Genomic DNA, 16,686 nt, shown 5'->3' with positions numbered 1-16,686 from the left:
TTCTCTTCCAACGAACTGGTCTTATACCCGCTCAAGATAACTCTCCCAGGCATCGATCGAGACCGTCAGCATCGGGTCCGCCCCCTCGCCCCAGATCTCGCCGCCGTCGAACACGACCGTATAGACCCATTGCGGGTTCTCGCCCTTGCCGTGAGCATTGTCATCCGGAAACACGAAACTGCCCTGTACCGCCTCCACCACGCCCATCTTGGCGCGGGCATAGCGCGGCAGGCGCGTGTGGGTTTCGGGATTGAAATTCTTGGTGCGCACCCTGTCGCCGGCGGCGAAGCGCGGCGGCGCCTCGACCGGACGGTCGCAGGGGCCGCCCCTGGCGAGCACGCCCGCCACCATCTCGGCCTTCAGCACCCGCTTCGGCTCCGTCCCTATCTCCAGCATATGGCCGGCATCGAGTTCGGCCTGCGTCACGAAGCCATGGCGCTTGAGCAAGATCTCCAGCGCGCGGGTCCATATCTCGTAGTAGCTTGCCGAAAGATAGGTCGCAGGCGGCAGGCATTCGCGCGCATGCCGGCTCTCGTCGATCGTCCAGGCGCCGAAAGCACCGCAGGAGAGCGTTACGCCGAGCGCCCGCTTCTCCCATTCCGCATGGAAATAGGGTTCGTCCTTTTCGGGCGCGATCGGCCCAAGGCCATGCTGGCCGCCAAGGTCGTGCGGCCCGTTCATCGCGCGGCCTCCGGCGAAAGCGCAACCCCGGCGCCGATCATCGAGTCCCGCGTCACCAAGTCGGCCAGTTGCTCCTCGTTGAAGCCTTCGGTTCCGTCCGGCCGCTCGGGCACGACGAGATAGCGCAGTTCCGCCGTCGAGTCCCAGACGCGGATCTTCTTTCCGGCCGGCAGTTCGAGCCCGAATTCGGCCAGCACGCCGCGCGGGTCGATGATCGCGCGCGAACGATAAGGCGGCGCCTTGTACCAGATCGGCGGCAAGCCGAGCACGCTCCAGGGATAGCAGGAGCAGAGCGTGCAAACGACGAGATTGTGCGTGTCGGGCGTGTTGAACACGGCGCGCATGTGCTCGCCCTGCCGGCCGGTAAAGCCTAGGCTCGCGATCGCCGCCGTCGCGTCGCGCTTCAGCCAATCGGCAAACTCCGGATCGCTCCAGGCCCTGGCGACGACGCGCGCGCCGTTTCTCGGTCCAACCTTCGTCTCGTAGGTCTCGACGATCGCATCGATCGCGGCCGGGTCGATCAGCCCCTTTTCCGTCAGCACCGTTTCCAGCGCCTTCACCCGCGCTTCCATGTCGGTGAAATGGTTGTCGTGATGGTGATGATCGTGGCCGTGGCCATGATGACCTGACATTCCGCCACTCCTCTGCCGGAAACGCTGTTCTTTCTAGTGCATTAGCACAGGAATCGGAATCGATTTCTGAGCGGATCACGACCGGAAGTTGCCGCGTATTTCAGTTGTAGCCGCTGCTCCTATCTGACAGCAAATTCGCGGGGCTTTTGCCCAGGAACTCATGATGGAGCAAGCCCATCATCACGTCGTCGTGCCATGCCCCGTTGACGAATGCGGCCTCGCGCTCTCTCCCCTCGACAACAAAGCCGGACTTTTCATACGCCCTGATGGCCCGTTTGTTGTAGCTGAGCACGCGTACTCCAATTCGATGCAGCCCCATTGAACCGAAGGCGTGTTTATGCAGAAGGTCGATGGCCTCGCTGCCAAACCCACGCCCGAGCAAGGCGCTGTCGTATATTCCGATGGCCATCGAAGCGTGCCGATCATGCTGGACGACGCGGTCCAGCCTGATCTCACCAGCGCACGCCCCCTGAATTTCAATGATCCAGGCGTGCGGGTGCTCACCTAAATTCCGGACCCAGGCTGCCGCTCTTTCTCTCGTTATCGGCCGCACGTCTTCTTTGCTGGCGGCGAACATTGCAGCGATGTCCGGATCGCTCCCTAAAAGTAAGCGCGCCTCGATATCCGCTTCACAAGGTGGCCTTAGCCTGATGTTCGGTCCTTCGAGAATGGGTGGCACCGTTCATCTCCTCGTTTCGTCTGTTCCGCCGGAATGACTTCGCCGGCCTGTTCTGGCTGGCGGTCGTCTGGATCCAGATCCGACCGCGAAGCAGGCTGTCAGCGGAGGCGCCCCTGCCGCCGGCCTTCGACCGCCTCTATCGCAACTGGTTTGCCTGCGGGTTTCCTGCCTTCGCCGCCGTTGTCGCCATTTTCTGGCTGATGCTGACGAAGCCCGACATCACCCTATTTTAGCATCGGCCAGAGGCTGACGACGAGCAGCACGGCCATGGTGATGTTGAACCATTTGAGCCGCGACGGCTCGGAGAGCCACTGCCGCAGCGCCGAGCCGAAGCCCGCCCAGGTCGAAACACTCGGCACGTTGACGAGGGCAAAAACGAGGCCGACGACGAGCACGCTCAGAAGATAGCTGTCGCTGCTGGTATAGGTGGCCATGGCAGAGACTGCCATCACCCAGGCCTTCGGATTGACCCATTGGAAGGCGGCCGCCTGCAGGAAGGTCATCGGCCTGGCACTCGCCTTGCCCTCGCCGAGCGAACGCGAGGTCCCGATCTTCCAGGCGATCCAGACGAGATAGGCGCCGCCGGCAAATTTCAGCGCGGTGTAGATGAGCGGCACCGAGTGCAGCAGCGCGCCAAGCCCGAGCCCAACGGCGATGAGAAGCACGAAGAAGCCGCCGCCGATGCCGAGCATATGCGGAATGGTGCGCACGAAGCCGAAATTCACGCCCGAAGCGAACAGCATCATGTTGTTCGGCCCCGGCGTGATCGACGTCGTGAAGGCAAACAGGAACAGCGCCAGAAGCGTATCAGATTGCATGCATCTCCTCCTGCCGGCGCGGCGCCGCCGTGGCGACGCGCCCCCTGTATCGCTGACTCGTTATGGCATCGGTCCACAGCGCCGCGCGTCTATCAGACGCGCAAAGGACGCCGTAACGCGTTGAATTGCTGCATGAAGCTGGAATCAGGTTCAGCGCAATTTGCGTCAGCCTAGCTGTCGCAAAGTCAAAGACCAGCCAATTCTTGTCATGGTGACAAACCGGACTTGATGGCCGTTTTCGGCGGGAAGGTCCCGCCCACGACCGCTGCCTTGACAACGCCCCGGCCTCGTGAAAGTTGGCGCCCAAGCGTAGGCGCGCCGCAACTTGGCGCGACATCATTGCGCGCCACGCGTAACCCGCAGCCTCGCCGGCAACGGACGGGGCTCTATTTCGGGGTACGACGCGCCCCGTCCATCTGCCATCGGTGGAGACGTAAATGGCACAGAATATCTACGACAAACCGGAATTTTTCGCGGGCTACAGCCAGCTCGCGCGGTCCGTGCACGGCCTCGACGGCGCCGCCGAATGGCCGGCGATCCGGGCCGTGCTGCCGGACCTGAAAGGCTTGCGCGTGGTCGATCTCGGCTGCGGTTTCGGCTGGTTTGCGCGTTGGGCGCGCGAAAGCGGCGCGGCCCATGTGCTGGGATTGGACCTTTCAGAAAACATGATCGCGCGGGCGCGAAAGGATACGGACGACGCGGCAATCGATTACCGGATTGCAGATCTCGATCATCTCGTGCTGCCCGAGGCGAGCTTCGATTTCGCCTACAGCTCGCTCGCCTTTCATTACGTCGAGGATTTCGACCGGCTGGTGCGGACCATCCATGCAAGTCTCCTGCCCGGCTCGCAATTCGTCTTCACGATCGAGCATCCGATCTACATGGCGCCGACCAATCCGGGCTGGTCCAGTGACGCGGACGGCCGCAGGATCTGGCCGCTCGACCGCTATTCGGTCGAAGGGGAGCGCGTCACCGACTGGCTGGCCAAGGGCGTCGTCAAATACCACCGCACCATCGGCACCACTTTGAACACGCTGATCAAAGCCGGCTTCTTGATCCGCCATGTCGAGGAGTGGAGGCCGATGCCCGAGCAGATCGCCGCCAATCCCGATCTCGCGGAAGAGGTCGACCGGCCGATGATGCTTCTCGTCGCCGCCCAGCGTTAAAGCGACAAGCATTCTTTTCGGGCTACCTATTTGCGTTTTTGCGCTTTTCGCTTTTCTTTGGGCGGGGCGACAGAATTTGCCGCCGCCTCTTCGGCTTCCTTTTCCAGTCGCAGTTGCTTGAGGCGGGCCGTCTTCTTGTGTCGGGCGGCTGCTTCCTGCTCCACGATAGCGCGCGAAGCGATTGTAGCCTGATCGGCGCGGTCGGACGGGTTTTTCTTGGCCGGCTTGAACACGCTGTTGGTCTGGCTTTCCTTCATCAATGTTCCTCCTTTCCGAAGGCAATAAAAAAGGCCGGGCGAACCCGACCTTCCTCTTCATCATCTCAACCGGCCAGTGCCAGTACATCCGTGGTCAAAGACCGGGAGATGACAATTTCATGGAGCGCGATCATAGAGCACAATCGCAAGCACGCACTCAAAGGGCGCGCAGGTTTTCCGCGGACGTCTTGCCCGTGCGGCGATCCTGGGCGAGTTCGAAGCTCACCTTCTGACCGTCCTTGAGAGTGGACAGGCCGGCACGCTCGACGGCCGAAATGTGTACGAACACGTCGGAAGCACCATCATCCGGCTGGATGAACCCAAAGCCCTTGGTGCTGTTGAACCACTTTACTGTTCCAGAAGCCACGTTGATATCCTTTCAATCGCTCATGGAAAAACAACACCGCGTTTCCGCGATGTATTGAAACCGATTTTGTCAGGATCTTCGTGACGAAGCGCCGCAGCGCAGAAACAAATCTCGTCGATCAATATCGATTTCATCTATGTAGATTACAATTGTGTCCCTTGCAAGGCCGTGATTTTGTTTTTTCCTTTGGAAGAAATTACCGCTGCCGACCCGCATATTCAAGCCTCCTCCTGATGTCGAAGCCAGGCGGCGGCGCGACGGAGATTGAACGCAATCAGCCGGTTGCTGGCGTTCCCGCCCATTCGTCGAAGCTGCATCAGCTTCCATGGGAGCCTTCCGGACGTTCGGCCTCCCGCCGGGACCAGATCCCCGAACCGGAGCGCCGCGGCGGCTCGGTGCAGCAGGTTCTCCTTGCGCTCCATCGTCAATGTCCCGATATCCCGAGCGGCCACTTCCAGATCAGCAATGAAAGAGTCCAGCACGGATTTCATTCGGCGTCTCCCGACGGGCCAGTGACGACGATGGTCGCGCCGCATCCGGATAAGATCCCTGGCGCGGCAATTTCAACGCAAAGACTGGCAATTCGTTTGCCGCGCGAACCTGGTGTCGAAGATAATATCTTATTGCACCCCATCAAAAGATGCCAAATAAATATGACATGAAATACAACATTTTATAAGCCTCCAAGCCTCGCGCGATCTATGATTGTTCCGTTTTTCATTGCGCAATTCGTCATCGAGCGTATGATTTTTAGCCGAAGATAAGATTATCGCAGATTGTACGATGATTTTTCTTCGCGTTAGCCGCTCCATCATCGAAGATCGGCCGACGCCTATCGGTCTGCGCGAGGCGATGCAGGCCGCGAGAGGATGCTATGCGGTGGATGTCTCCTCTGAACGCCTTTGTGGCCGGCTGGGCGAGATCCGACGCCATTTGTTTCGCGGCTGCGATGACATTTGTCATCATACTCGTCTGCACCTGACAGCGCACCGACGCTGCCATTCCCACAGGCCCGATTCATGCCGGAAGCGTCACGGGAGTTACCTCATGAGCGATACGTCCAACATCTTCCATGTATTTCCGAAGAAAGCGAAAAGAAGATCGGAAGAACCCGACATTGAGACCGCCGTCACCCAAGCACTATCATCGACGGGCGCGCTCGACGCGAGCTATGTCTTCGTCACGGCCGACGGTGCCGAAGTTACCCTCGCAGGCTGGGTTCACACCCGCAGGGAAATTGCCACGGCGATCGACATCGCTTGCTCGGTGAGTGGCGTGAGCGCCGTCCGCAACGAGCTTTCGCTGGACTAGAGCAAAAGAAGCACACGGCTTTCGCCTGCGGGACGCGCCTTCAAAAGAAGCCCGCTTTGCCGCCTGGATCGTCAGGCGGTGCGGCCGCCGCGAACGAGGCAGAGCCGACCGGCTTATGGACATTCTTGCACCGAATTTTAATCTTGGAGTGTCGAACCAACCTTCAGGGCGATTTCCGATGCACGATCCGATCCCGACAACGAGCTTTCCCGATGGCCGCAAGGTTCCCGTGCTTGGCCAAGGCACCTGGCGCATGGGCGAGAACCACGTAAGGGCGGCGGCGGAAATCAGCAGCCTCAAGGCTGGCATCGACCTCGGCATGACGCTGATCGACACGGCCGAGATGTACGGCGACGGCGGCGCCGAGCGCATTGTCGGCGAAGCGATCAAGGGCCGGCGCGACGAGGTCTTTCTCGTCAGCAAGGTGCTGCCTTCCAATGCGAGCCGTTCAGGCACCATCGCCGCCTGCGAACGCAGCCTCAAATATCTCGGCACCGACCGGATCGATCTCTATCTTCTGCATTGGCGCGGCGGATATCCGCTCGCCGACACCGTTGCCGCCTTCGAAGCGCTGAAAAAGGGCGGCAAGATCGTGGCCTGGGGCGTTTCCAACTTCGATCTCGACGACATGGAGGAACTGGAAGGCGTGCCGGACGGCCAGAACGTCGCGGCCAACCAGGTGCTCTACAACCTCGCCCGTCGCGGCATCGAATATGATCTCCTGCCCTGGTGCCGCGACCGCGGCGTGCCGGTGATGGCCTATTCGCCGCTCGACGAGAGCCGGCTGCTTCACAACGCCGACCTGATCCACATCGCCAAGGCGCATCAGGCGACGCCGGCGCAGGTGGCACTAGCCTTCCTCAAAAGCCGCCCAGGCGTCATCTCGATCCCGAAGACCGGTTCGGCCGAGCGCGCCCGCGAAAACCGCGACGCGATGGACATTCACTTCACGGCGGAAGAGCTCGCCGAGCTCGATGAACTCTTTCCGCCGCCGAGGAGGAAGATGCGGCTGGAAGTTATTTGACGCCAGCTATCATCCTTCGTTTTGAAACTGCCCCTCATCCGGCCTGCCGGCCACCTTCTCCCGCCTGCAGGGAGAGGGCTAGGGTGAGGGCAATTCCCACTACAACGTAGCGTTCCGCCTCACATCCCCTGCGGACCGCGGTTCATCGCGGCGATGCCGGTACGGCAGACCTCGATCAGACCGAGCGGCTTCATGATGGCGATGAACTGCTCGATCTTCGACGGCTTGCCGGTGATCTCGAAGACGAAATGCTCGATATTGGCGTCGATGACCGATGCACGGAACGCATCCGCCAGTCTCAGCGCCTCAACCCGGTGCTCGCCGGAGCCGTGCACCTTGACGAGCGCCAGTTCGCGCTCGATCGGCCGGTCGTGGCCGAGGTCGGCGGCGCGAACCGTGAGGTCCACAACCCGGTGCACCGGCACCAGGCGCTCAAGCTGGTGCTTGATCTGTTCCAGGACATGAGGCGTGCCGCGGGTAACGATGGTGATACGCGACAGATGCGCCTCATGTTCGGTCTCGGATACCGTCAGGCTCTCGATGTTGTAGCCGCGGCCGGAAAAGAGGCCGATGACGCGGGCGAGCACGCCCGGCTCGTTGTCGACCAGAACGGAGAGCGTGTGCGTTTCCGCAAGCTCCGTCTCCTTGGCGATGAAATAGGCAGAGCCCGTCGGCTGAAGATGTGCACTCATTTGTTCTTTCCTACCTTTTCATCAGACGAGCTGGCGGCCCTTGGCGTCGATCGCATTGGCGACCACCTCGTCCGTCGCCTCGTCGGGCAACAGCATTTCGTTGTGCGCCTTGCCCGACGGGATCATCGGGAAGCAGTTGGCGAGGTTGGCGACGCGGCAATCGAAGATGACCGGCGCCGGCGTGTCGATCATCCGGCGGATCGCCTCGTCCAGTTCGCCGGGCTTCTCGCAACGGATGCCGACGCCACCATAGGCTTCGGCGAGCTTGACGAAGTCCGGCATCGCCTCCGTGTAGGAGTGCGACAGGCGGTTGCCGTGGAGCAGCTGCTGCCACTGCCGGACCATGCCCATGTACTGGTTGTTGAGGATGAAGATCTTGACCGGCAGGCCGTACTGCACCGCGCAGGACATTTCCTGGATGCACATCTGGATCGAGGCGTCGCCGGCAATGTCGATGACGAGGCTCTCCGGATGCGCGACCTGGACGCCGACGGCGGCCGGGAAGCCGTAGCCCATGGTGCCGAGGCCGCCCGAGGTCATCCAGCGGTTCGGCTGCTCGAAGCCGAAGAACTGCGCCGCCCACATCTGGTGCTGGCCGACTTCGGTGGTGATGTAGGTGTCACGACCCTTAGTCAGCTCGTAGAGCCGCTGGATCGCGTATTGCGGCATGATGACGTCGTCGTTCGGCGTATAGGCCAGCGAATTGCGCGCCCGCCACTTGGCGATTCCGGCCCACCAGTCTTCGAGCCGCGCCTTGTCGACGGTCTTCGACGCGGCGCGCCACAGGCGGACCATGTCCTCGAGAACGGTCGCGACATCGCCGAGGATCGGAACGTCGACGCGGACGTTCTTGTTGATCGAGGACGGGTCGATGTCGATGTGGATCTTCTTCGAGTTCGGCGAAAACGCGTTGAGGCGGCCGGTGATGCGGTCGTCGAAGCGGGCGCCGATGCAGACCATGACGTCACAGTCGTGCATGGCCATGTTGGCTTCGTAGGTGCCGTGCATGCCGAGCATGCCGAGCCAGTTCTTGCCGGACGCCGGATAGGCGCCGAGGCCCATCAGCGTCGAGGTGATCGGAAAGCCGGTGAGCTCTACCAGCTCGCGCAGGAAATGCGACGCCTGCGGGCCGGAATTGATGACCCCGCCGCCGGAATAGATGACCGGCCGGCGGGCATTCTTCATCAGCTCGACCGCTTCCTCGATCTTCTTCAGATCCACTTGAGTCTTCGGCTGGTAGCTCTTCTGCGTCGGAACGGCGGAAGGCGGCGTGTAGGTGCCGGTCGCGAACTGGACGTCCTTCGGAATATCGACGACGACCGGGCCTGGGCGGCCGGACTGCGCGACGCGGAAGGCCTCGTGGATGATGCGGGCGAGATCATTGACGTCCTTGACTAGCCAGTTGTGCTTGGTGCACGGCCGCGTGATGCCGACCGTGTCGCATTCCTGGAAGGCGTCCGAGCCGATCAGCGGGGTCGGAACCTGGCCGGAGATGCAGACGAGCGGGATCGAGTCCATCAGCGCGTCCTGCAGCGGCGTGACCGCATTGGTCGCGCCGGGACCGGAGGTGACCAGCATGACGCCGACCTTGCCGGTGGAGCGGGCATAGCCCTCGGCCATGTGGCCGGCGCCCTGCTCGTGGCGAACGAGAATGTGCTCGATCTCTTCCTGCTGGAAGATTTCGTCATAGATGGGAAGCACGGCGCCGCCGGGATAGCCGAAAATATGCTTGACGCCATTGTCCTTCAGAGCCTGGAGAACAATCTCCGCGCCTGTCATCTGGTTTTCTGTTCCGCTCATTGGCCTGCTTCCGTCCCTTTTCAAGGTTTGGGTGTGATTAGCTTTTCTCAGGGCATAAAAAAAGGCCCCTTCAGGAGCCTCGTTCAGCGCATGGGTGGCTACTGCCGGATGGTTACACCATCCTGCCCATGCGCCGTCCCACCACAAGAATAACCGCGAAATTTTTCATGGGGCGATTTGATAAACAGAAAAGCCCTGCCCGTCAACGGGCTTTTGGACGCCATTCCGACCGGATCGAACGGGGACATCCGCGCGCTATTCAGCGAAACGACTTGTTAAACCGCGGTTGTTACCCTGGAGCGTGATCTGGAAAAGTGGAGATGGTTTCCGTTCGGCCAGATTTGGCGCCATTCGCGCGAGGTGCAGCTTTGCTCGACAGAGAACTCAATTCCTCGAATCCTGCGGGAGTAGAGGATCGTCGTGACGTCTTGAAGCCGGGCAACCGTTTCCTCGGTCGCGTCGTTGCCTGCAGCGGCTCGCGCGCAACGATCGCCGCGATCGCCGAAAACGGCGAAACCTCGCTGACGGAGCTCTGGTCGGTCGGCCGCCTGATTTCCATTTCCGTCGGCGCGAACCGCGTCGTCGCACTCGTCTATGCCATGCAGACCGTCTCCAGCGAATGGGGCGAGCAGGCGAACAACACCTTCCGCATCGAGGTCGAACTGATGGGCGAGGTCCACATCGGTCCGGACGGACGCGAGTCGTTCTCGACAGGCATCAGCCAATATCCCTATCTCGGCGCTATCGCCCACCGCATCCGCGCCACCGACCTCGCCCGCATCTACGAGTCCAGCCAGACGGACAGTTGCGTCATCGGCAAGCTGACGCAGGACGAAAGTCTCGACGCCACGATCCATGTGCCGTCGATGCTCGCCAAGCACTTCGCCATCGTCGGAACGACCGGTGTCGGCAAATCGACCGCGGTCACGCTGCTCTTGAACAAGGCGATCGCCGCCGATCCGAAGCTGCGCGTGCTGATCCTGGACCCGCACAACGAGTTTGCCGCCGCCTTCCCGGAACATGCGGTCGTCATCGACACGGATACGCTGGACCTCCCCTTCTGGTTTTTCCGGCTGGAAGAATTCGCCGAGGTCGTCTTTCGCGGGCGGCCGCCGGTGGCGGAAGAGCTCGACATCCTGCGCGACGTCATTCCCGAGGCGAAGAAGGCCTTCAAGGGCGGGGAATCCGGGCTGATGCGCCGCCAGAACGAGAAGAGCTCGATCACCGCCGACACGCCGGTGCCCTATCGCATCGCCGATCTTCTGGCGATGATCGACGAGCGCATCGGCCGCTTGGAAGGCCGCACGGACAAGCCGCATCTGCGCTCGCTCAAGACCAAGATCGTCTCCGCGATCAACGATCCGCGCTACCACTTCATGTTCTCCTCGAACACGATCACCGACACGATCCAGGATACGATCGCCAAGATTTTCCGCATTCCCGGCGAAGGCCGGCCGATCGCCACCTTCGAACTCGCCGGCATTCCCTCGGAAGTCGTCAATTCGGTTGCCTCGGTGCTCTGCCGCATGGCCTTCGAAATCGGCCTGTGGAGCGATGGCGGCGTGCACATGCTGGTCGTCTGCGAAGAGGCACACCGCTACGTGCCCGCCGATCCCTCGCTCGGCTTCCTGCCGACCCGCCAGGCGATCGCGCGCATTGCCAAGGAAGGCCGCAAATACGGCGTCTCGCTCGGCATCATCACCCAGCGACCCGGCGAGCTCGATCCGACGATCCTGTCGCAGTGCTCCACCGTCTTCGCCATGCGGCTTGCCAACGATCGCGACCAGGAGATCATCCGCTCGGCAATTTCGAATTCGTCGATCTCCACGACCAGCTTTATTTCGTCGATCGGCAACGGCGAGGCCATCGCGTTTGGCGAGGCGGTCGCCGTGCCGATGCGCATGCGCTTCACCCGCGTCGACGACCGGCGCCTGCCGCGCGCCCACGGAATCACCGATAAGGTCGACGAGGACGAGTCCCCGAGCGTCGACCTGCGGTCGATCGTCAGCCGGATGCGGGCGGTATCGGGGCCCGACATTTCGAGCTTCCAGCAGAGCTATATGGCGGCGCAGAGCAGCAAGGCTCCGATCCTCGAGGATGATGATGGGCCAAGTCAGGCGGCGGCCGCCCACGGCGCCGACCTGCCGGAGGCCGAAGCCTGGAATGAGGCGACGTTCGAGCCCTACCGGCCGGACATGCTTCCGCGCCCGGATCCGGTCAATCCACAACTCGAGCGTTTCAATCAGATCCGCGAGCAGCTCCTGTCCGGCGAGAAGGAAGCAGACGGCAGGCCGCATGCTCCGGATCCGCGCCCCGCGCACCCGCCAGCCGAGCCTCGCCGCGAGGGCTCGCTGCGCGAAAGCCTGCTCAAACGTCCGCTCGGCAGCCTGATCCGCAAATAGGCTGCGCGGACGCGGCAAGCTGCGAATGGCTGGAAGGGTAACCCTATTCCCGTGCTCGTCGACGAGCGCAGCCACCGCGCCGTCAACGACTCCGGAAAACCCGCCAACCCGGTCTTGCAATCGTGAGTTGACATTCCTGTCACGCGGACGAATCCTTTTGCAATATCGAGGCGGCGGAACTTCAAGGAATGCATCGACTGGGCAGCAGATAGCGGCGGCAATTCCCGGGAGGAGTAAATGTCCGTTTTGTCGACCATGCCTCCGCGCAAGCTCCGGATCTTCGCCTTCGACCCGAGCATGGGGCGGCGACACGAAACGCTGCCGCTCAATGAGGTGATCGTTTCGATCCCCTGGGAAATGGACAAGCTCGATCCCGGCATGCCGTTCGTCGGGCCCGTCGGGGAATATATCGAGGTGATCGACTTCGATCCGTCGCTCGATCTGGTCTACGCACCGGTCAACCTGCACGATCCCGGCCTGCTTGCCGACAATGGTCTCCGACCGGCGGAATGGAACCCGCAATTCCACCAGCAGATGACCTATGCGGTGGCGATGAACACCATCGTCAATTTCGAAAGTGCCCTCGGCCGGGTCGCACTCTGGGCGGGGCGCGACCGGGACGAGAAGGGCCGGTGGATCAATCCGCAATATGTTCAGCGGCTGCGCATCTATCCGCATGCGCTGCGCGACGCCAACGCCTATTACAGCCCCGAGAAGAAGGCCCTTCTCTTCGGCTATTTCGCAGCCGGTGAAGGCCAGTCGGGAGCACCTGCCGGCACCATCATATTCACCTGCCTCTCCCACGACATCATCGCCCATGAAACGTCGCACGCACTGCTCGACGGCATGCATCCCCGCTTCAGCGAGGCGACCAATCCGGACGTGCTCGCGCTGCACGAGGCCTTCGCCGATATCGTCGCGATCTTCCAGCATTTCTCCTATGCGGACGTGTTGAAGGATCAGATCGCTCGCACGCATGGCGACCTCGAAAGCCAGAACCTGCTTGGCCAGCTGGCCCAGGAATTCGGCCAGGTGCTCGGCCGCGGAACGGCGCTGCGCGACGCGCTCGGCGGCTGGAAGGACGGCGTCTGGCGGGCGCACGAGCCCAATCCGAGGCTTCTGCGCGAGACGGAGGAAGTGCATGACCGCGGCGCCATTCTGGTGGCCGCCGTGTTCCGGGCATTCCTGTCGATCTACCGCGCGCGCATATCCGACCTGCTGCGCATCGCGTCGAGCGGCACGGGAATCCTGCCGGCAGGCGCGCTGCATCCCGACCTCGTCAACCGGCTGGCGCGCGAAGCATCGAAATCGGCCCGGCACATCCTGCAGATGTGCATTCGCGCGCTCGATTATTGCCCACCAGTCGACGTTACCTTCGGCGACTACCTGCGCGCGATCATCACCGCCGACCACGATCTCTATCCCGAGGACGAGCACAATTATCGCGTCGCGGTGATGGAGGCCTTCATCGCCTGGGGCATCGTTCCGCGCGACATGCCGATCGTCTCGGTCCAGACGCTGCTCTGGCCGACGATGGGCGAAGCGGCCGCCGACTACAAAGCCGCCTTCCCACGTCTGACCGATCTCAAGGGCGAGGTCGCCTATCTGCTTTCCCGCCCGCTCGAAATGATCGATGAGCTCAAAACCCGCGGCGACTTCACCGACAGCGAGGGCCAGAAATTCCTGGACGGTCTGGACCGCACCGCACGGGAAATCTTCGAGGAGCTGAACAAGGCGATGGGCAACCGCCTGCCGGAGAGCGCCAAGCGGCCGAAATCATCGCTCCGGGAAATTCTCAGCCGCAACCTTCTGGAGCTCGGGCTCGAGGCAGATCGCAAGGTCGAATGGTTGGCGCGCGACCTCTACGGGCGGCTGTTCTGGGGGCTCATCACCGAAGCCAAGAACGCGCCGCTTCGCGACATCATCCGCATCAGGACGGATGCCGACGCGCCGGCCACCATCAGGCGCAGCAAGATCGTCGCGGGCCCGGCAATCGAGGTGCACAGTGTTCGCATGGCCGCACGCCGCGGCAATCGCGACCAGATCGAGCGCGAATATGTCGTCGAGCTGACGCAGACCCGCCACGGCTACCTCGACCCGAAGATGCAGGAGGCAGCGGACAAGGGCAAGCCGCCGAAAGGCCCCTACGATTTCTATTTTCGCCGTGGCTGCACGCTGCTCATCGACGCCGAAACCTTCGAGATCCGGCGGGTCATCCGCACGCCCGGCGACATTTGCGACGATGCAGCGCTCGAACGAATGCGCGCATATCTCACAAGACAGGCGCGGAGCCGGGAAAACGCCTTCACCACCGGCGGAAGCAAGCCCCTCCGACCGGAGATTTTCGCTCATCTCCACCGGCAGCGGAGCTGACCGACGAGAGAATTCGACACGGCTTGCCGTCCGCCAAACGGATTTGAGGAGGAACCGATGCCCAGAATGCAGGCCCCCGCGTCCGGCGTCACGGTACGCATGTATCGGCAGGGCCATGGCGACTGCTTTCTTCTGGCGACACCCAAGGCCGACGGAAGTCCCTTCTATATGCTGATCGATTGCGGCCTGTGGACGAATTCCGAGGTCAAGCCCGAGCAGACGATCGACAAGGTGATTGCCGATATCGCCGAAGCCACGGGCAACCGGCTGGATCTGGTACTGGTGACCCATGAGCACATGGATCACGTCAACGGCTTCGCGGCAAAGGATCCCGCGACAAGAAAACCGTGCTTCGACGCGATCGAGATCGGCGAACTCTGGCTTGCCTGGACCGAGGACGACGATGATCCGTTTGCCAACAGCCTGCGGGAACGTTTTCACGATACGCTGCTCGCTCTGATGGGCGCCGACGAGCGCCTCGATCGCGCGGGCTTCGGCGTCCATTCGCCGAATCGCACGATGCTGCGCGATCTTCTCTCCTTCGAGACGGGAGAAGATGCCGCCGACGAACTTCGCGAACGGCTGAAAGAGGTCAGGCGTCGCCACCCCGCCCTCTCGGCCCGAAGGCAGGGAGCGCTCGCCATCGAAGGGATCACCAATAAGCGCGCCATCAAATATCTGCGCGGACGGATCGCCGGTGATCCTGTTTTCCTGCGGCCGGACCATGAGCCCTATCAGTTGCCGGGCGTGGAGGGCGTGTGCGTCTACGCGCTTGGACCGCCGCGCGACGTCGAACTGCTGCTGTCGCTGGAGCCGCAGGACGAGGAAGAGTTCAGGCTGTCGGCCGACGGCCCGACACTGAGCCTCCTCGCGGCTACGGTCGAGGGCGACCCGGAAAGCGCCAGGCGCTCTTTCGATCCGCGCTTTGGCATTTCCCGCAGGGACGTTGAACGGAGCCGCGACAAGTTCCTGAAGGCGTTCTTCGTCGACCACTATGGCGCGAAGGGCAAGAGCGGCCCCACCGGCTGGCGGCAGATCGACAATGACTGGCTCGAGAGCGCGGAAACGCTGGCCCTCAGATTGAACGACGAGGTGAACAACACGAGCCTGGTCATCGCCATCGAGCTCCGCGGAACCGGCAAGGTGCTGCTCTTCACGGGCGACGCCCAGCGCGGCAACTGGATCTCCTGGGCGCCGCTGAAATGGACGGTCGATGGCAGGACCGTCACCGCGCGCGACCTTCTCGGCCGCACGGTGCTCTACAAGGTCGGCCATCACGGCAGCCACAATGCGACGCTCGACGGCAGCGCGGCGGCGGATTATGCCAACCTGTCCTGGCTGGCAAGCGAGGCCTTCCAGGACGAATTCGTGGCGATGATCCCGGCCAATACGTCCTGGGCGGCGCACAAGGACAACCCGTGGGAGCATCCGCTCGGCTTCATCGAGGACAGGCTGAAGCAGAAGGCCCGCGGCCGCGTCTTCCGCAGCGATCTCGACCGGGTCGCAAAACCGGCTGACGTCAGCGCCGCAGAGTGGCATAAATTCCAACGGGTCGAGACCGACCTCTTCTTTGAATATACCGTGTCCGACAGCCCGACGTGAGCAATATTCGGAGAACCGTCATGGTAAAAAGCGTGAAACCTTTCTTGATGTTCCAGGGCGAAGCCGAGGCAGCGATGAACCTCTATCTGTCGCTGTTCTCCGGCGCGAAGATCGTGAGCATCAATCGCTACGGACCGGGTGAGGTTGGCGCGGAGGGTTCGGTCATGCAGGCGGAACTGTCGATCGCCGGCGAAACCATCATGTGCATCGACAGTCCGGTGAAACATGAATTCGGTTTCACGCCCGCCGTCTCGCTGTTCGTCGACTGCGACGACGAGGACGAACTTGAACGCCTTGCTTCGGCACTCGCGGAAGGTGGTGGGGTGCTGATGCCGCGCGCCAATTACGGCTTCAGCCGTCAATTCACCTGGATTAACGACCGATATGGCGTCTCCTGGCAGTTGAATCTGCCGTAGACGCTGGATCCTTGCACCCTCTCGAGCGTTGACGGCGTAGCCGCACCAAGAGCAACGGAGGACGGCATGGACGACGCTCACGCCTGGGATCTGGAGCAACGGCTTTGGCTCGAAGGCTTGGACACGTATCGCAAGCTGCTTGATGAGCAATGCATCATGGCGTTTCCTGCTCCGGTCGGTCTCATGCGGGTGCCCTCGATCATCGATAGTCTGGAGAGCGCACCCCGATGGGATCGCGTGATCATGGCCGAAAGATCGGTCGGCCGTCCGGCGCATGGCTGCTTAGTTCTCGGATACTGCGCCGAAGGCTATCGCGCGGGTACAAAGCCTTACGGCGCCTATTGCACCTCGACCTATTGCGATACCGGCGCGGGCTGGAAACTCGTGCAGCACCAGCAGACGCCGATCGAGTGATCGCGGCTCGCGGGCCGGTGCTTTACAGGAACCGCGCGGCACGGCAGAGCGT

Annotated in this window: 17 protein-coding genes and 1 pseudogene; 10 read left to right on the top strand and 8 right to left on the bottom strand. The window is 62.1% G+C overall.

The annotated features are described in order from the left end of the window. Positions 1 to 21: 21 nt before the first annotated feature. The 3 genes from nthB to QN219_RS09890 all read right to left on the bottom strand — a co-directional run bounded on the left by nthB (position 22) and on the right by QN219_RS09890 (position 1,992). Positions 22 to 681, bottom strand: a complete 660-nt coding sequence (nthB, locus tag QN219_RS09900) for a nitrile hydratase subunit beta (RefSeq protein ID WP_283999444.1) — start codon at positions 679 to 681, stop codon at positions 22 to 24. Then, positions 678 to 1,313, bottom strand: coding sequence for a nitrile hydratase subunit alpha (gene nthA / locus QN219_RS09895; protein ID WP_283999443.1), 636 nt, complete (start codon positions 1,311 to 1,313; stop codon positions 678 to 680). The genes nthB and nthA overlap by 4 nt, the downstream gene beginning before the upstream one ends. Positions 1,314 to 1,413: 100 nt before the next feature. After that, on the bottom strand, positions 1,414 to 1,992 hold the full coding sequence (locus QN219_RS09890; RefSeq protein WP_283999442.1) for a GNAT family N-acetyltransferase: 579 nt from the start codon (positions 1,990 to 1,992) through the stop codon (positions 1,414 to 1,416). Between the two features lie 44 nt (positions 1,993 to 2,036). On the opposite strand from QN219_RS09890, the pseudogene QN219_RS09885 reads away from it, so the two are divergent. Continuing rightward, positions 2,037 to 2,225: pseudogene (locus QN219_RS09885) on the top strand (DUF2269 family protein); the annotation flags it as partial. On the opposite strand, the gene QN219_RS09880 reads toward QN219_RS09885, so the two are convergent. Further along, positions 2,217 to 2,810 carry a LysE family translocator gene (locus QN219_RS09880; RefSeq protein ID WP_283999441.1) on the bottom strand — a complete coding sequence of 198 codons (594 nt, stop codon included), beginning with the start codon at positions 2,808 to 2,810 and terminating at the stop codon, positions 2,217 to 2,219. The pseudogene QN219_RS09885 and the gene QN219_RS09880 sit on opposite strands and share 9 nt — an antisense overlap. A 437-nt stretch (positions 2,811 to 3,247) precedes the next feature. On the opposite strand from QN219_RS09880, the gene QN219_RS09875 reads away from it, so the two are divergent. Beyond that, the gene (locus QN219_RS09875; RefSeq protein ID WP_283999440.1) at positions 3,248 to 3,976 is read left to right on the top strand and encodes a class I SAM-dependent methyltransferase; all 729 of its coding nucleotides are present in this window, start codon (positions 3,248 to 3,250) and stop codon (positions 3,974 to 3,976) included. A gap of 26 nt (positions 3,977 to 4,002) precedes the next feature. Here the strand turns inward: QN219_RS09875 and QN219_RS09870 are convergent, their stop codons facing one another. Beyond that, positions 4,003 to 4,233: a hypothetical protein gene (locus tag QN219_RS09870; RefSeq protein ID WP_283999438.1), complete on the bottom strand. Its 231-nt coding sequence runs from the start codon at positions 4,231 to 4,233 to the stop codon at positions 4,003 to 4,005. A gap of 157 nt (positions 4,234 to 4,390) precedes the next feature. Continuing rightward, positions 4,391 to 4,600 (bottom strand): cold-shock protein, encoded by a 210-nt coding sequence (locus QN219_RS09865; RefSeq protein WP_173509830.1) that lies wholly within the window; start codon positions 4,598 to 4,600, stop codon positions 4,391 to 4,393. Between the two features lie 80 nt (positions 4,601 to 4,680). On the opposite strand from QN219_RS09865, the gene QN219_RS09860 reads away from it, so the two are divergent. The 3 genes from QN219_RS09860 to QN219_RS09850 all read left to right on the top strand — a co-directional run bounded on the left by QN219_RS09860 (position 4,681) and on the right by QN219_RS09850 (position 6,935). Beyond that, positions 4,681 to 5,262, top strand: a complete 582-nt coding sequence (locus QN219_RS09860; RefSeq protein ID WP_283999437.1) for a hypothetical protein — start codon at positions 4,681 to 4,683, stop codon at positions 5,260 to 5,262. 385 nt (positions 5,263 to 5,647) lie between these two features. Beyond that, positions 5,648 to 5,911: a BON domain-containing protein gene (locus tag QN219_RS09855; protein WP_283999436.1), complete on the top strand. Its 264-nt coding sequence runs from the start codon at positions 5,648 to 5,650 to the stop codon at positions 5,909 to 5,911. 178 nt (positions 5,912 to 6,089) lie between these two features. Then, positions 6,090 to 6,935 (top strand): aldo/keto reductase, encoded by an 846-nt coding sequence (locus QN219_RS09850; protein ID WP_283999435.1) that lies wholly within the window; start codon positions 6,090 to 6,092, stop codon positions 6,933 to 6,935. Positions 6,936 to 7,054: 119 nt separating this feature from the next. Here the strand turns inward: QN219_RS09850 and ilvN are convergent, their stop codons facing one another. Together ilvN and QN219_RS09840 are read right to left on the bottom strand one after the other, a co-directional pair. After that, positions 7,055 to 7,627: an acetolactate synthase small subunit gene (gene ilvN / locus QN219_RS09845; protein ID WP_173509826.1), complete on the bottom strand. Its 573-nt coding sequence runs from the start codon at positions 7,625 to 7,627 to the stop codon at positions 7,055 to 7,057. Between the two features lie 21 nt (positions 7,628 to 7,648). Then, positions 7,649 to 9,427, bottom strand: coding sequence for an acetolactate synthase 3 large subunit (locus QN219_RS09840; RefSeq protein WP_283999434.1), 1,779 nt, complete (start codon positions 9,425 to 9,427; stop codon positions 7,649 to 7,651). A gap of 320 nt (positions 9,428 to 9,747) precedes the next feature. On the opposite strand from QN219_RS09840, the gene QN219_RS09835 reads away from it, so the two are divergent. The 5 genes from QN219_RS09835 (at position 9,748) to QN219_RS09815 (ending at position 16,634) form a co-directional block, all read left to right on the top strand. Continuing rightward, the gene (locus QN219_RS09835; protein ID WP_283999433.1) at positions 9,748 to 11,829 is read left to right on the top strand and encodes an ATP-binding protein; all 2,082 of its coding nucleotides are present in this window, start codon (positions 9,748 to 9,750) and stop codon (positions 11,827 to 11,829) included. A gap of 237 nt (positions 11,830 to 12,066) precedes the next feature. After that, positions 12,067 to 14,202, top strand: a complete 2,136-nt coding sequence (locus QN219_RS09830) for a hypothetical protein (protein ID WP_283999432.1) — start codon at positions 12,067 to 12,069, stop codon at positions 14,200 to 14,202. Positions 14,203 to 14,259: 57 nt separating this feature from the next. Beyond that, entirely contained in the window at positions 14,260 to 15,804 is a 1,545-nt protein-coding gene (locus QN219_RS09825) for an MBL fold metallo-hydrolase (RefSeq protein ID WP_283999431.1), read from the top strand. A gap of 20 nt (positions 15,805 to 15,824) precedes the next feature. Further along, positions 15,825 to 16,220 carry a VOC family protein gene (locus QN219_RS09820; RefSeq protein WP_283999430.1) on the top strand — a complete coding sequence of 132 codons (396 nt, stop codon included), beginning with the start codon at positions 15,825 to 15,827 and terminating at the stop codon, positions 16,218 to 16,220. Positions 16,221 to 16,286: 66 nt separating this feature from the next. Beyond that, positions 16,287 to 16,634 (top strand): hypothetical protein, encoded by a 348-nt coding sequence (locus tag QN219_RS09815; protein ID WP_283999429.1) that lies wholly within the window; start codon positions 16,287 to 16,289, stop codon positions 16,632 to 16,634. The last annotated feature ends 52 nt before the right edge of the window (positions 16,635 to 16,686 follow it).

Source organism: Sinorhizobium sp. 8-89, assembly GCF_030124325.1.
Taxonomy (GTDB): Bacteria; Pseudomonadota; Alphaproteobacteria; order Rhizobiales; family Rhizobiaceae; genus Sinorhizobium.
The sequence above is the reverse complement of the archived record's forward strand: the minus strand, read 5'-3'. Positions and strand labels throughout refer to the sequence as shown.

What these genes read in the sequence shown, in the direction of transcription:
- nthB (WP_283999444.1), bottom strand. Translation starts at nt 681, where the DNA reads ATGAACGGGCCGCACGACCTTGGCGGCCAGCATGGCCTTGGGCCGATC.
- nthA (WP_283999443.1), bottom strand. Translation starts at nt 1,313, where the DNA reads ATGTCAGGTCATCATGGCCACGGCCACGATCATCACCATCACGACAAC.
- QN219_RS09880 (WP_283999441.1), bottom strand. Translation starts at nt 2,810, where the DNA reads ATGCAATCTGATACGCTTCTGGCGCTGTTCCTGTTTGCCTTCACGACG.
- QN219_RS09875 (WP_283999440.1), top strand. Translation starts at nt 3,248, where the DNA reads ATGGCACAGAATATCTACGACAAACCGGAATTTTTCGCGGGCTACAGC.
- QN219_RS09870 (WP_283999438.1), bottom strand. Translation starts at nt 4,233, where the DNA reads ATGAAGGAAAGCCAGACCAACAGCGTGTTCAAGCCGGCCAAGAAAAAC.
- QN219_RS09855 (WP_283999436.1), top strand. Translation starts at nt 5,648, where the DNA reads ATGAGCGATACGTCCAACATCTTCCATGTATTTCCGAAGAAAGCGAAA.
- QN219_RS09850 (WP_283999435.1), top strand. Translation starts at nt 6,090, where the DNA reads ATGCACGATCCGATCCCGACAACGAGCTTTCCCGATGGCCGCAAGGTT.
- ilvN (WP_173509826.1), bottom strand. Translation starts at nt 7,627, where the DNA reads ATGAGTGCACATCTTCAGCCGACGGGCTCTGCCTATTTCATCGCCAAG.
- QN219_RS09840 (WP_283999434.1), bottom strand. Translation starts at nt 9,427, where the DNA reads ATGAGCGGAACAGAAAACCAGATGACAGGCGCGGAGATTGTTCTCCAG.
- QN219_RS09835 (WP_283999433.1), top strand. Translation starts at nt 9,748, where the DNA reads ATGGTTTCCGTTCGGCCAGATTTGGCGCCATTCGCGCGAGGTGCAGCT.
- QN219_RS09830 (WP_283999432.1), top strand. Translation starts at nt 12,067, where the DNA reads ATGTCCGTTTTGTCGACCATGCCTCCGCGCAAGCTCCGGATCTTCGCC.
- QN219_RS09825 (WP_283999431.1), top strand. Translation starts at nt 14,260, where the DNA reads ATGCCCAGAATGCAGGCCCCCGCGTCCGGCGTCACGGTACGCATGTAT.
- QN219_RS09820 (WP_283999430.1), top strand. Translation starts at nt 15,825, where the DNA reads ATGGTAAAAAGCGTGAAACCTTTCTTGATGTTCCAGGGCGAAGCCGAG.
- QN219_RS09815 (WP_283999429.1), top strand. Translation starts at nt 16,287, where the DNA reads ATGGACGACGCTCACGCCTGGGATCTGGAGCAACGGCTTTGGCTCGAA.